Origin of the sequence: Pseudomonas chlororaphis subsp. piscium, assembly GCF_003850345.1 — a bacterium.
In the GTDB taxonomy this organism is placed as follows: domain Bacteria; phylum Pseudomonadota; class Gammaproteobacteria; order Pseudomonadales; family Pseudomonadaceae; genus Aquipseudomonas; species Aquipseudomonas piscium.
The window spans coordinates 6,926,281-6,939,826 of record NZ_CP027707.1; the positions used below are offsets into that span (position 1 = coordinate 6,926,281).

Below are 13,546 nucleotides of genomic sequence, written 5' to 3' on the forward strand. Positions count from 1 at the left end.
CTTCTACCTTTCTTAAAGCGACGAGTATTTCTTGCGCAGACGCTGACGGATCAGCTCGGCGAGGGTGTTCATGACGAAGGTGAACAGCAGCAGCACCAGCGCCGAGAGGAACAGCACGCGGTAGTGGCTGCCGCCGACTTCCGACTCCGGCATTTCCACCGCGACGTTGGCCGCCAGGGTGCGCAGGCCTTCGAACAGGTTCATTTCCATGACCGGGGTGTTACCGGTGGCCATCAGCACGATCATGGTTTCGCCGACCGCGCGGCCCATGCCGATCATCAGCGCCGAGAAGATGCCCGGGCTGGCGGTGAGGATCACCACGCGGGTCATGGTCTGCCATGGGGTCGCGCCCAGGGCCAGGGAGCCCAGGGTAAGGCCGCGCGGCACGCTGAACACGGCGTCTTCGGCGATCGAGTAGATGTTCGGGATCACCGCGAAACCCATGGCCAGGCCAACCACCAGGGCGTTGCGTTGGTCATAGGTGATGCCCAGGTCATGGGAGATCCACATGCGCATGTCGCCGCCGAAGAACCAGTTCTCCATGAATGGGCTCATGTACAGCGAGAACCAGCCCACCAGGATGATCACCGGGATCAGGATCGCGCTTTCCCAGCCGTCCGGCACCTTGAGGCGCACCGATTCAGGCAAGCGGCTGAAGACGAAACCGGCCACCAGGATGCCGATCGGCAGCAGCATCAGCAGGCTGAAGATGCCCGGCAGATGGCCTTCGACATAAGGCGCCAGGAACAGGCCGGCGAAGAAGCCGAGGATCACCGTCGGCATCGCTTCCATCAGTTCGATCACCGGCTTGACCTTGCGGCGCATGCCCGGAGCCATGAAGTAAGCGGTGTAGATCGCCGCGGCAACCGCCAGCGGTGCCGCCAGCAACATCGCGTAGAACGCCGCCTTCAAAGTACCGAAGGTCAGTGGCGAGAGGCTCAGCTTGGGTTCGAAGTCGGTGTTGGCCGCGGTCGATTGCCAGACGTATTTAGGCTCGTCGTAGTTCTCGTACCAGACCTTGCTCCACAGCGCGCTCCAGGACACTTCCGGGTGCGGGTTGTCGAGCACCAGCGGTTGCAGCTTGCCGCCGGCTTCGACGATCACCCGGTTGGCCCGTGGCGACAGGCCGAACAGGCCTTCGCCCTCGACCACCTGGTCCACCAGCAGGGTGCGGTGCGCGGTGCTGTGGAACACGCCGAGCTTGCCCGAGGCGTCCAGCGCGACGAAGCCTTTGCGGCGCTCTTCGGCGGTGATTTCGATGATCGGCGTGGTGCCCATCTGGAAGGTCCGGATCTGCTTCAGGCGCAGTTCGCCGTCCGGGTCGCGGGCCATGAACCACTGGGCCAGTCCGCCCTTGGAGGTACCGATGATCAGCGAGATACCGCCCACCAACTGGGTGCTGGCGGTCACTTCGGCATTGGCATCCTCCAGCAGCTTGTAGCGACCGTTGAGGCTCTTGTCGCGCAGGCTGAACACGTCGGCCTGGGCACGCCCGTTGATCACGTACAACCACTGCTGGCGCGGGTCGATGTACATGGCTTTGACCGGTTCGGTCATCTGCGGCAGCTCGATGCGGTTCTGCTCGCTGGTGACCTCGCCGGTCATCATGTTTTCTTCGCGGGTCAGTTGCAGTACATGCAATTGCGCGCCGCTGGAACCGGCCACCACCAGCGCCGAATCGCTGGCGTTGAGGTTGACGTGCTCCAGGGCACCGCCCTGCTCGTTCAGCACGATCGGGGTTTCGCCGTAGGGGTATTCGATGGCCGGCGAGATGGTTTTCTTGCCGTCCGGGTAGCTGACCTTATAAGTATGACGGAACACCAGCGCCTGGCCGTTGGACAAGCCAACCACCACCAGCGGGCTGCCCGGCTGATCCTTACCGATGGCGGTCACCGTAGCGCCGGCCGGAATCGGCAGGTCGACGCGGCGCAGCTCGGCACCGTTATCGATGTCGAAGAACAGCGCCTGGCCCTTGTCGGAAACCCGCATGCCGACCTGGTTCTGCTCTTCCAGGGAGAACATCAGCGGCTTGCCGGCGTCCTGCATCCAGGCTGGGGTCAGCGGGTCCTTGGAGGTCAGGTCGGCGCCCTGGAACAGGGGCAACACTACGTAGGCGAGGAAGAAGAAGATCAAGGTGATCGCGGCCAGCACGGCCAGACCGCCGACGAGGACGTACCAACGGGTCAGGCGATCTTTCAGCGCGCGGATGCGGCGCTTGCGTTGCAGCTCAGGCGTATTGAAGTCAATGCGCTTGGGGGGGGAAGTCGGAGTCATGGTGGAGTTGGCCAGATCATTCATGCGCACACCCTAGCGATCCTGTATGACAGAAAGATGACAATGCAGTGACGCAACAAATCCGCCGCATAGCAGAGCTGGCAGCGGATCGAAAATTGGGGGGTGTAGGAGCGAGCCCGCTCGCTCCTACAAGGTCCGGGACAGGCCCGGACCTAGGGTGTTACTTCTTTACGACTGCAGCGCCTTCCTGCAGGCCCAGGTCAGCCAGTGCCTTGGCGGCGACTTTGGCTGGCAGTGGGATGTAACCGTCTTTCACCACTACTTCCTGGCCCTGTTTCGACAGAACCAGTTTCACGAACTCGGCTTCCAGCGGGGCCAGAGGCTTGTTCGGGGCCTTGTTGATGTACACGTACAGGAAGCGGGACAGCGGGTACTTGCCGTTCAGGGCGTTTTCTTCGGTGTCTTCGATGAAGTCGCTGCTGCCTTTCTTGGCCAGGGCCACGGTCTTCACGCTAGCGGTCTTGTAGCCAATGCCCGAGTAGCCGATGCCGTTCAGCGAGGAGCTGATGGACTGAACCACCGAAGCCGAACCTGGCTGTTCGTTGACGTTAGGCTTGTAGTCGCCTTTGCACAGGGCTTCTTCCTTGAAGTAGCCGTAGGTGCCGGATACCGAGTTACGACCGAACAGCTGGACTGGCTTGTTGGCCAGGTCGCCTTTCACGCCCAGGTCGCCCCAGGTCTTGACGTCTTCCTTGGCGCCGCACAGGCGGGTCGACGAGAAGATCGCGTCAACCTGTTCCATGGTCAGGTGCTGGATCGGGTTGTCCTTGTGCACGAACACGGCCAGGGCGTCCACGGCAACCGGGATGGCGGTTGGCTTGTAGCCGTACTTCTGCTCGAAGGCAGCCAGTTCGGTGTCCTTCATCTTGCGGCTCATCGGGCCCAGGTTGGAGGTGCCTTCGGTCAGCGCAGGTGGCGCGGTGGCGGAGCCAGCGGCCTGAATCTGGATGTTTACGTTCGGGTATTCTTTCTTGTAGTGCTCGGCCCACAGGGTCATGAGGTTGGCCAGGGTATCGGAGCCGACGCTGGACAGGTTGCCCGACACACCAGTGGTCTTGGTGTAGCTCGGGATAGCAGGGTCAACAGCGGCAACCGCGTGGGCAGTCGCAACGCCAGCAGCGACAAAAGTCATTGCCGCCATCAAACGCTTCAGTTTCATGCCTTACTCCTAGCAGATAGGGTGTGTTAAGTCGGGCCAAGTATCTGTAGGCCGTGTGAACACTCTATGGCTGAAATATGACAATTAGATGAAAGGCCAGCATTCGCGATGGAAGGCTGGCCTTTCTTTATAAGGGTGCGATTGGCGTTTTGCAGCCGCTGCCGAAGGCCGCGATCGACCCGAAGGGTCGCGGCGATCTTCAGCGCGCATAAGGGCCTGCGGCCCTATCGCAGCCTGCGGCAGCGGCGACAGATGGGCCGGGATCAGCGGCCCTTTTTCCACAGGTACAGGCCGACCAGGATCCCGATGCTGCAAATAATTGCAACATAATAGGCCGGGCCCATCGGGCTCTCCTTGAGCAGCGCGGTCACCACCATCGGCGTCAGGCCACCGAAGATCGCGTAGGCCAGGTTGTAGGAAAACGACAGGCCGCTAAAGCGCACCACCGCCGGGAAGGCCTTGACCATCACATAAGGCACCGCGCCGATGGTGCCCACCAGCAGGCCGGTCAGCGCGTACAGCGGGAACAGCCAGTCCGGGTGATCCAGCAGGCTGTGGTAGAAGGTCCAGGAAGTCGCCAGCAGCAGCGCGCTGCCGAACACGAACACCCGGCCGGCGCCAAAACGGTCGGCCAGCGCGCCGGACGCCACGCACCCCAGGCTGAGGAACACGATCGCCAGGCTGTTGGCCTGCAACGCGGTGGTCGGGGTGAAGTGATAGACCGTCTGCAGCACGGTCGGAGTCATCAGGATCACCACGATGATCCCGGCGGACAGCAGCCAGGTCAGCAGCATCGAGAGAATGATCGCGCTGCGGTGGTCGCGCAGCACCGCGCGCAGCGGCACTTCCTCGGCCAACGCCTTGCGCAATTGCAGCTCGGCGAACACCGGGGTTTCGTGCAGCCAGCGGCGCAGGTACACCGAGAACAGGCCGAACACGCCGCCCAGCAGGAACGGAATCCGCCAGGCGTAATCGGCGACTTCGCCCGGGGTATAGATGCTGTTGATCGCGGTGGCCACCAGCGAGCCCAGGAGGATGCCCGCGGTCAGGCCCGAGGTCAGGGTGCCGCAGGCGTAGCCGATATGCCGCTGCGGTACATGCTCGGAAACGAACACCCAGGCGCCCGGCACTTCACCGCCGATGGCCGCGCCCTGGATCACCCGCATCAGCAGCAACAGGATCGGCGCCCACATGCCGATCTGCGCGTAGGTCGGCAGCAGGCCCATGATCAGGGTCGGCACCGCCATCATGAAAATGCTCAGGGTGAACATCTTCTTGCGCCCGAGCAGATCACCGAAGTGCGCCATGACGATCCCGCCCAGAGGCCGGGCCAGATAACCGGCGGCGAAGATGCCGAAGGTCTGCATCAGGCGCAGCCACTCGGGCATGTCCGCCGGGAAGAACAGCTTGCCGACCACCGTGGCGAAGAACACGAAAATGATGAAGTCGTAGAACTCCAGCGCGCCACCCAGGGCGGACAGCGACAGGGTCTTGTAGTCGTTGCGGGTCAACGGACGAGCGGGCTGCGCGATGCTCGAAGGCACAGTGGTCATGGCAAGGGCTTCTCTTATAGTCGGTTCTGGAAGCCGCAACAGCGCTGGTTGTGGCCTGGCAGGTTCGGCACGATAGCAAATTGTTCGAAAAAGCACATAGATGCGCACAATTGACGGTCAAAATCAGAACCGGATGGTCGTCGTGGAGCCTGTCGATCGATATACTCGCAGGCATTGGAGCAAAGCCGCCCCGGCAAGGGTTGCTGTGCGAAAACGCCGCTGGGCGCCCCAGGCGCCGACTGGGCCAGCCGGTTTCGCAGAGTTTCCCTTTAGTACGCCTTACGAAGAACGTGACGAACGTAGTATGTTCGGGCTGAATCGTTTTTCCTCAAGACGGCTATTCACCTGAAGTACCAATGAAGAGTCACGGGTCAGAGGCACCCCCGGCATGATAGAGCTCGAACAAGAAGATCCGATCCCGCAAGGCGACCTGGCCCTGCAAATCACCGCGCTTCCCCGCGAAACCAACGGCTTTGGCGATATTTTCGGCGGCTGGCTGGTGGCCCAGATGGACCTGGCGGGTACCGCCATGGCCAGTCGCGTGGCCGGCGGACGTGTCGCCACCGTCGCCATCGACCGCATGGCGTTCCTGGTGCCGGTAGCGGTCGGCGCGCAGCTTTCCTTTTATACCCAGACCCTGGAAATCGGTCGCAGCTCGATCCAGATGATGGTCGAGGTCTGGAGCGACGATCCGCTGTCCAGCGAATGGCGCAAGGTCACCGAGGCAGTGTTCGTGTTCGTTGCCATCGACGGCAGCGGCCGCACCCGCTCGGTTCCGCCCAGAGCCCGTTAAATCCGGCGAGGGTTAAACCCGGCGGCCGTTACGTGGTCCATAGCAGCCCTGCTTTTGAACGAGAACCGCACCATGCCTACCCCTCACGTTGAAACGGTGAAACTGGATGAACTGAACTGCTGGCGCATCCGCCACGGTCAGGCCGAACTGCTGGTGGCCCAGCAAGGCGCGCACATCCTCAGCTATCAATTGGCCGGGCAACCGCCGCTGATCTGGCTCAACGACGAGGCGGTGTTCAAGACCGGCAAAAGCATTCGCGCCGGCGTTCCGGTGTGCTGGCCGTGGTTCGGCAATTTCGCGCGCAACCCGCAAAGCGTCCAGGCCATGCGCCAAAGCAGCGAGCCGGCCGGGGCCCACGGCCTGGTCCGCGCCACCGACTGGGAACTGCTGGGTATCGAGGCCGAAGGCGAAAGCCTGCTGGTGGAACTGCAACTGCCGATCCCCGAAGGCGGGCTGCCAGGCTGGCCGCACCAGGTCGAGCTGAAGCTGAGCATCCGCCTCGACGACCAGCTGCACATCAACCTCACCAGCCACAACTTGGGTGACCACAGCGTCAGCATCAGCCAGGCGCTGCACAGCTACTTCGCGGTCAGCGATGTGCGCAAGGTGCATGTCGAAGGGCTGGATGGCCTGAATTACATCGAGACCCTGGATGACTGGAAGACCCGGCAGCAGTCCGGCGACCTGCATTTCAGCGGCGAGACCGACCGTATCTACCTCGACCCACCACCACAACTGAGCATCGTCGACCCGGCCTGGGAGCGACGCATCCAGCTGACCAGCAACGGCTCGCGCTCGGCGGTGATCTGGAACCCCTGGATCGCCCGCGCCGAGCAGTTCAGCGACATGGCCAACGATGGCTGGCAACGCATGTTGTGCATCGAGACCGCCAACGTGATGGATGACGTGGTGACCCTGGCGCCGGGCGCCAGCCATACCCTGGGTGTGAGCGTTACCAGCGTAGCGCTGTAACACCGGGTTCTTTCTGCGCGAGCATCGGGTCGAGGCTCGATTGCTCGCGATGAATGGCCAACACACCGCACTGATTTAGTGAAACCGCGTAATCGTTGACGTCCACCGCAAGCAAGCTTCGCTCCTACAGAAGCAAGCATCCCGCCTTACAGATCCGACTCCTGCACCACCCGCACTTTCTGCGCATCCAGCGCATAGGCCGCGTCGGCCAGGTCGTTGCTGACCGTCTCGACCTTCAGGTGGCCGGTCACCCATAGCGGCGTGTAGATATCGTCCAGCTTCACGCCCTTGGGGAAGCGTACCAGCACCAGCTGATTGGGCGGCGGTGGCGGCACGTGGATGCAGGCGCCCGGGTAAGGCACGAGGAAAAACAGCGTGCTGCGCCCCTTGGCATCGGACTCCAGCGGCACCGGATAACCACCGATACGGATGTCCTTGCCGTTCATGGCCGGCACGGTCTTGGTCGAATACATCACCGCCGGCAACCCCTTGCTCTGCTTCAGGCCACCCTTTTCGGTAAAGGTGCCATTGGCTTCGGGGGAGTTGTGATCGATTTCCGGCATTTGCTCGAGGGCTTTCTGGTCCGACTTGGGCATCAGTTCGAGCCAGTCGGTTTCCGGCAGTTCACCGGCATGGGCCAGGCCTGAGCCCAGCAGAACAAGAGTCAACAGAAGACGGCGCATGGAGGAGCTCGGCAAGAAAGGGACAAGACAACGCCGGGCATTCTAGCCCTCTCTACCTGCGCAGCAGAGAGGGCTTTGTCGCTAAATCAGTTCTTTTTGACCAGGCCGTAAATCACCAGCAGCACGATCGCGCCAACCAGCGCACCGATGAAGCCCGCGCCCTGGCCCGCCTGGTAGATGCCCAGGGCCTGGCCGCCGTAGGTGGCCGCCAGCGAACCGCCGATACCGAGCAGGATGGTCATGATCCAGCCCATGCTGTCATCGCCCGGTTTCAGGAAGCGGGCCAGCAGGCCAACGATCAAGCCGATAAAGATGGTTCCGATAATTCCCATGGCATTTCCCTCTGTATGAGTTAGGTATGCCAAAGCCTAGTCAGCGCCTTGGCATCCTGCCATCAGAGAACGGCGGCCCCGATTGGTTCCACCGCAGCCCCAGGAAGTTATTCGGCGATCAGCGCTTCTACCTTGAGGATCTGCGCCTCGAGGGTCGCCTTGTCCTTGCAGCGCAGGTTGGCGTGACCGACCTTGCGCCCGACCTTGAAGGCCTTGCCGTAGTGATGCAGGTGGCAATCGTCGATGGCGATGACTTTCTCCACCGCCGGCACTTCGCCGATGAAGTTGATCATCGCGCTCTCGCCGACCTTGGCGGTCGAACCCAGCGGCAGGCCGGCGACGGCCCGCAGGTGGTTTTCGAACTGGCTGCACTCGGCGCCTTCGGTGGTCCAGTGCCCGGAGTTGTGCACCCGTGGCGCGATCTCGTTGGCCTTGAGGCCACCATCGACTTCAAAGAACTCGAACGCCATCACGCCGACGTAGTCCAGCTGCTTGAGCACCCGGCTGGAATAGTCTTCGGCCAGAGCCTGCAGCGGGTGATCGCTGCTGGCCACGGACAGCTTGAGGATGCCGCTGTGGTGGGTGTTGTGCACCAGCGGGTAGAAGCGGGTTTCGCCATCGCGGGCGCGCACGGCGATCAGCGAGACTTCGCCGGTGAACGGCACGAAGCCCTCCAGCAGGCAGGCCACGCTGCCCAGCTCGGCGAAGGTGCCGACCACGTCTTCAGGGCTGCGCAGAACCTTCTGGCCCTTGCCGTCGTAACCCAGGGTGCGGGTTTTCAGCACGGCCGGCAGGCCGATGCTGGCCACGGCGGCCTCCAGGTCGGCTTGCGACTGGATGTCGGCGAACGCCGGGGTCGGAATCCCCAGGTCCTTGAACATGCTCTTCTCGAACCAGCGATCGCGGGCGATGCGCAGGGCTTCGGCGCTCGGGTAGACCGGAACGAACTGCGACAGGAAAGCCACGGTTTCCGCCGGCACGCTTTCGAACTCGAAGGTCACCAGATCCACTTCGTCAGCCAGCTGGCGCAGGTGATCCTGATCGCCGTAATCGGCTCGCAGGTGTTCGCCCAGGGCAGCGGCACAGGCATCTGGCGCCGGGTCGAGGAAAGCGAAGTTCATCCCCAGCGGAGTGCCCGCCAGAGCCAACATGCGACCCAGCTGGCCGCCACCGATTACACCGATCTTCATCGTCAAAAACCTCAGGCGACGCGTGGGTCTGGGTTGTCCAGGACGCTGTCTGTCTGCTCAGCGCGGAATTTTTTCAGCACGGTATGGAATTGCGGATGCTTGGCGCCGAGGATGCTCGCCGACAGCAGCGCGGCGTTGATCGCGCCGGCCTTGCCGATGGCCAGGGTGGCGACTGGAATGCCCGCGGGCATCTGCACGATGGAGAGCAGCGAGTCCACGCCCGAAAGCATCGACGACTGCACCGGAACGCCCAGCACCGGCAGGTGGGTCTTGGCCGCACACATGCCTGGCAGGTGGGCCGCGCCACCGGCACCGGCGATGATCACCTCGATGCCACGCGATTCGGCCTCTTCGGCGTACTGGAACAGCAGGTCCGGGGTGCGGTGGGCAGAGACCACTTTCACCTCGTAAGGGATGCCGAGCTTTTCCAGCATATCGGCGGTGTGGCTAAGGGTGGACCAATCGGACTTGGAGCCCATGATCACGCCAACCAGTGCACTCATCGTCGTGCCTCTTCTCTCTGGGCGCCCGCGGGCGCGTCAAAAAACAACAAGCCACGCAGAGTGCGTGGCTTGATTGTACGAATTATGGCCGGGCAAACCGGCCGAAGGCCGCGCAGTATACCGAAAAAGGTGAGTTAAACGCACTTTTGCCGACCATCTGTCATACACCATGTTTCAGGCGCAAAGCGGCGGTTTTATTGACTTTGGGGTCAGCCGCCGGGCGTGGTTTTCACCCGGGTTGACGCCATCGCGGGCAAGCCTCGCTCCTACAGAAGATTCCACAGGAGCGAGGCCTGCCCGCGAAGAGCCTTACGCACCTGTCGTGCCCTGCGCTGCGCCACCTTCCAGCTTGCGCCACAACAGCCGGACGTTGGCCTTGCGCACCAGGGCGCAGCGGTACAGGCGGATCTCCAGCGGCACATGCCATTGCGCGCCGCCGCAGACCACCAGTTCGCCCCGGGCCAGTTCGGCGCGCACGCTCAGGTGCGGCACCCAGGCAATCCCCAGGCCTTCCAGGGCCATGCTCTTGAGGCTGTCGGCCATGGCGGTTTCATACACCGTGGTGAACCGCAGGTTGCGTTGGCGCAGCAGCTGGTTCACCGAACGCCCGAGAAACGCCCCGGCGCTGTACGCCAGCAGCGGCACGCTGGCCTCGCCTTCCAGGTCGAACAGCGGCTTGCCGGCGGCGTCCGCCGCGCACACCGGCAGCATCTCGGTGTGCCCCAGGTGCAGCGAAGGGAAGATTTCCGGGTCCATCTGCATCGCCGAATCCGGGTCGTAGAAGGCCAGCATCAGGTCGCAGCCGCCTTCGCGCAGGGCATGCACCGCGTCGCCGACGTTGGTCGCCACCAGCCGCGTGGCGATGTTCAAGCCTTCGTTACGCAGCTGGGCGATCCAGCGCGGGAAGAAACCCAGGGCCAGGGAGTGCGCCGCGGCGACCTGCATCACCTCGCCCTGCCCGCCTTCGAGGTGATGCAAGTGCCGCAGCACTTCGCCCAGTTGCTCGACCACCGTGCGCGCCGTCACCAGGAACAACTGCCCCGCCGCCGTCAGTTCGATCGGCGTGCGCGAGCGGTTGACCAGGGTCAGCCCCAGCGCCGCTTCCAGGCTGCGGATCCGCCGGCTGAAGGCTGGCTGGGTCACGAAGCGCCGTTCGGCGGCCTGCGAGAAGCTGCGGGTGGCGGCCAGGGCACTGAAGTCCTCGAGCCATTTGCTTTCCAGATTCATCACGTCCTCCCGGGGAACGCACCATTTTAGGTCACACGCTTGCCACGCAAGCGGCGTCACACGGGCATTATGCCGTTTATGCATAGGCCAGTGTTTAACAGCATTGGCCCAAATTTTCCCGCAGGCCTAGGATTCGCAGCGTTCCGGCACAGACCGGGTCCATATCGAGATGATTTCTATCATGTCCTCCGCTGCATCTTTCCGCACAGAAAAAGACCTGCTTGGCGTACTCGAAGTACCTGCTCAAGCGTATTACGGCATCCAGACCCTGCGAGCGGTGAACAACTTCCGCCTCTCCGGCGTTCCGATTTCGCACTACCCAAAACTGGTCGTGGCCCTGGCAATGGTCAAGCAGGCAGCTGCTGACGCCAACCGCGAGCTGGGTCACCTGAGCGAAGCCAAGCACGCTGCCATCAGCGAAGCCTGTGCCCGTCTGATCCGCGGCGATTTCCACGAAGAGTTCGTGGTGGACATGATTCAAGGCGGCGCTGGCACTTCGACCAACATGAATGCCAACGAAGTCATCGCCAACATCGCGCTGGAGGCCATGGGCCACAGCAAGGGCGAATACCAGTACCTGCACCCGAACAACGACGTGAACATGGCGCAGTCGACCAACGACGCCTACCCGACCGCGATCCGCCTGGGTCTGCTGCTGGGCCACGACGCGCTGCTGGCCAGCCTCGACAGCCTGATCCAGTCGTTCGCCGCCAAGGGTGAAGAATTCAGCCACGTCCTGAAGATGGGCCGTACCCAGCTGCAAGACGCCGTGCCAATGACCCTGGGCCAAGAGTTCCGCGCCTTCGCCACCACCCTGAGCGAAGACCTGGCCCGCCTGAAGACCCTGGCGCCAGAAGTCCTGACCGAAGTGAACCTGGGCGGTACCGCCATCGGTACCGGCATCAACGCCGACCCGCGTTACCAGGCCCTGGCCGTTCAGCGCCTGGCCACCATCAGCGGCCAGCCGCTGGTACCGGCCGCCGACCTGATCGAAGCCACCTCCGACATGGGCGCCTTCGTGCTGTTCTCCGGCATGCTCAAGCGCACTGCGGTCAAGCTGTCGAAGATCTGCAACGACCTGCGCCTGCTGTCCAGCGGCCCACGCACCGGCATCAACGAAATCAACCTGCCGGCGCGCCAGCCAGGCAGCTCGATCATGCCCGGCAAGGTCAACCCGGTGATCCCGGAAGCGGTCAACCAGGTGGCGTTCCAGATCATCGGCAACGACCTGGCCCTGACCATCGCGGCCGAAGGCGGCCAGCTGCAACTGAACGTGATGGAGCCGCTGATCGCCTTCAAGATCTTCGACTCGATCCGCCTGCTGCAACGCGCCATGGACATGCTGCGCGAGCACTGCATCACCGGCATCACCGCCAACGAGCAGCGCTGCCGCGAACTGGTCGAGCACTCGATCGGCCTGGTCACCGCGCTGAACCCGTACATCGGCTATGAAAACGCCACCCGTATCGCCCGCATCGCCCTGGAAAGCGGCCGCGGCGTACTGGAACTGGTGCGTGAAGAAGGCTTGCTCGACGACGCCATGCTCGCCGACATCCTGCGCCCGGAAAACATGATTGCCCCGCGTCTGGTCCCGCTCAAAGCCTGACCAACGCCCGCCCTGGCCACAGGGCACCGCTCACCAGGTCGAGGGACTAGACACCTCTCACCTTTTGAGGGCTTGGAGATTCTTCTCCAAGCCCTTTTTTTTGCCTGCCGTTCTCCCGACCTCCGCCGACGCTCTTCGTCCTTGAAATCGCCACGCCCGCTTCGTCGGAGTGCCGCCCAAGCCGATCGCAGCCTGCGGCAGCGGCTACACCAACGAACTTCATCAGTATTAAGATCGCCGCATCCCTCCGGCCGATCACCGCCCGCGCCACCATCGATCCTGATCGACATTGTCCCGTAGCCGCTGCCGAGCCCGCGAGGCTGCGATCGGTACCGCAGGGGCCGCAAACCTGATAGCGCAATCTGTCTGGCAAACCACTCGCTTTAAACAAGCACACTCCCCCCGGCGCGGAGGATAATCGGCGTCCCGCCCAATCAGACACCGAGGCACTGCCGTCGATGGACCCGACGCAAATCCAGGCCATACAGCAACTGCGCAGCTTGGTCCCCGTGGGCCTGCGCCATGCCCAGGCCTTGCTCGAGCGCTGCGCAGGCAACCCCCAGCAGGCCGCCGAGCACTACAAGAACGAGCTGCTGCAAGTGCTGGCGAGCAAGTCCGGGCTGTCTCTGGAGCAAGCCCGGGAAGCTCTGCACAACGCCGGCTATGACCTGGGCCGCGCCTTGAGCGCTATTGAAGAAGCGCGCTTCACCCTGACCCAGCGCATCCTGCGCAAACATCACCGAGACAAGGGCCGGGCCCTGGACCTGATCGCCCAGGCCATAGAAGTCGCCGAGCAACTGCAACAACAGTACTGGCTGGCCTTCGAGCAGCTGGAACGACTGGCACCGGCGCCGCGCTGCTTCATGGTGCTCCACGAGTGGCTGGCCTTTGAGGGCTGGGAAGGCTTTGACAGTGCCCTGCACTTTCACCTGCCCCAGGCCATCGCCCAATTCAGGCACCTGCGGCTGGACGCCCTGGCAGACACCCTGGAACAGGCCGATCAGCGACAGAAACACCTGAGGGCGAGCCACGCCGGGAGCGACAGCCCTACCGCGCTGGCCGCGCGGGTCAATCAGGACCCGCTCTTCAACAGCCACCAGGACGCCTACGACCGCTACCGACCGCAGCTCGACGAGCGCCTGTTCGAGTGGGTGGAACAGCATGTGCGACAGTTTCCAGCCTGAGCGGCGAGCGGCCGGGATTTACCCAAACCGCTAGACTGCCGCCCTCAAC

At 63.1% G+C, this 13,546-nt stretch carries 12 protein-coding genes; 4 read left to right on the top strand and 8 right to left on the bottom strand.

What is annotated here, in order from left to right; all coding sequences use genetic code 11:
- Nucleotides 1-12 precede the first annotated feature (12 nt).
- From C4K38_RS31595 to C4K38_RS31605, 3 genes are all read right to left on the bottom strand, one after another.
- Nucleotides 13-2,046 carry an ABC transporter permease subunit gene (locus C4K38_RS31595; protein ID WP_172833186.1) on the bottom strand — a complete coding sequence of 678 codons (2,034 nt, stop codon included), beginning with the start codon at nucleotides 2,044-2,046 and terminating at the stop codon, nucleotides 13-15.
- Nucleotides 2,047-2,455: 409 nt separating this feature from the next.
- Nucleotides 2,456-3,454, bottom strand: coding sequence for a phosphate ABC transporter substrate-binding protein PstS family protein (locus tag C4K38_RS31600; protein ID WP_053276705.1), 999 nt, complete (start codon nucleotides 3,452-3,454; stop codon nucleotides 2,456-2,458).
- A 263-nt stretch (nucleotides 3,455-3,717) separates the two neighbouring features.
- A complete protein-coding gene (locus C4K38_RS31605; protein WP_053276706.1) occupies nucleotides 3,718-5,007 on the bottom strand; it encodes an MFS transporter in 1,290 nt (429 codons plus the stop codon).
- A 388-nt stretch (nucleotides 5,008-5,395) separates the two neighbouring features.
- On the opposite strand from C4K38_RS31605, the gene C4K38_RS31610 reads away from it, so the two are divergent.
- A complete protein-coding gene (locus C4K38_RS31610) occupies nucleotides 5,396-5,800 on the top strand; it encodes an acyl-CoA thioesterase (RefSeq protein ID WP_003229628.1) in 405 nt (134 codons plus the stop codon).
- A gap of 72 nt (nucleotides 5,801-5,872) precedes the next feature.
- The gene (locus C4K38_RS31615; RefSeq protein WP_053276865.1) at nucleotides 5,873-6,772 is read left to right on the top strand and encodes a D-hexose-6-phosphate mutarotase; all 900 of its coding nucleotides are present in this window, start codon (nucleotides 5,873-5,875) and stop codon (nucleotides 6,770-6,772) included.
- 146 nt (nucleotides 6,773-6,918) lie between these two features.
- Here the strand turns inward: C4K38_RS31615 and C4K38_RS31620 are convergent, their stop codons facing one another.
- The 5 genes from C4K38_RS31620 to C4K38_RS31640 form a co-directional block, all read right to left on the bottom strand.
- Nucleotides 6,919-7,455 carry a DUF3299 domain-containing protein gene (locus C4K38_RS31620; RefSeq protein WP_025806977.1) on the bottom strand — a complete coding sequence of 179 codons (537 nt, stop codon included), beginning with the start codon at nucleotides 7,453-7,455 and terminating at the stop codon, nucleotides 6,919-6,921.
- A gap of 86 nt (nucleotides 7,456-7,541) precedes the next feature.
- The gene (locus C4K38_RS31625) at nucleotides 7,542-7,787 is read right to left on the bottom strand and encodes a GlsB/YeaQ/YmgE family stress response membrane protein (protein WP_007995826.1); all 246 of its coding nucleotides are present in this window, start codon (nucleotides 7,785-7,787) and stop codon (nucleotides 7,542-7,544) included.
- A 107-nt stretch (nucleotides 7,788-7,894) separates the two neighbouring features.
- Nucleotides 7,895-8,977, bottom strand: a complete 1,083-nt coding sequence (locus tag C4K38_RS31630; protein ID WP_025806976.1) for a 5-(carboxyamino)imidazole ribonucleotide synthase — start codon at nucleotides 8,975-8,977, stop codon at nucleotides 7,895-7,897.
- Nucleotides 8,978-8,988: 11 nt separating this feature from the next.
- Nucleotides 8,989-9,480 carry a 5-(carboxyamino)imidazole ribonucleotide mutase gene (purE, locus tag C4K38_RS31635; RefSeq protein WP_009051611.1) on the bottom strand — a complete coding sequence of 164 codons (492 nt, stop codon included), beginning with the start codon at nucleotides 9,478-9,480 and terminating at the stop codon, nucleotides 8,989-8,991.
- A gap of 309 nt (nucleotides 9,481-9,789) precedes the next feature.
- Nucleotides 9,790-10,707: a LysR substrate-binding domain-containing protein gene (locus C4K38_RS31640; RefSeq protein WP_053276707.1), complete on the bottom strand. Its 918-nt coding sequence runs from the start codon at nucleotides 10,705-10,707 to the stop codon at nucleotides 9,790-9,792.
- Nucleotides 10,708-10,888: 181 nt separating this feature from the next.
- Here C4K38_RS31640 and aspA point away from each other — a divergent pair, with 181 nt between their 5' ends.
- Together aspA and C4K38_RS31650 are read left to right on the top strand one after the other, a co-directional pair.
- Nucleotides 10,889-12,313: an aspartate ammonia-lyase gene (aspA, locus tag C4K38_RS31645; RefSeq protein WP_007928510.1), complete on the top strand. Its 1,425-nt coding sequence runs from the start codon at nucleotides 10,889-10,891 to the stop codon at nucleotides 12,311-12,313.
- A 458-nt stretch (nucleotides 12,314-12,771) separates the two neighbouring features.
- Nucleotides 12,772-13,497 (top strand): hypothetical protein, encoded by a 726-nt coding sequence (locus tag C4K38_RS31650; RefSeq protein WP_053276708.1) that lies wholly within the window; start codon nucleotides 12,772-12,774, stop codon nucleotides 13,495-13,497.
- Nucleotides 13,498-13,546: the final 49 nt, after the last annotated feature.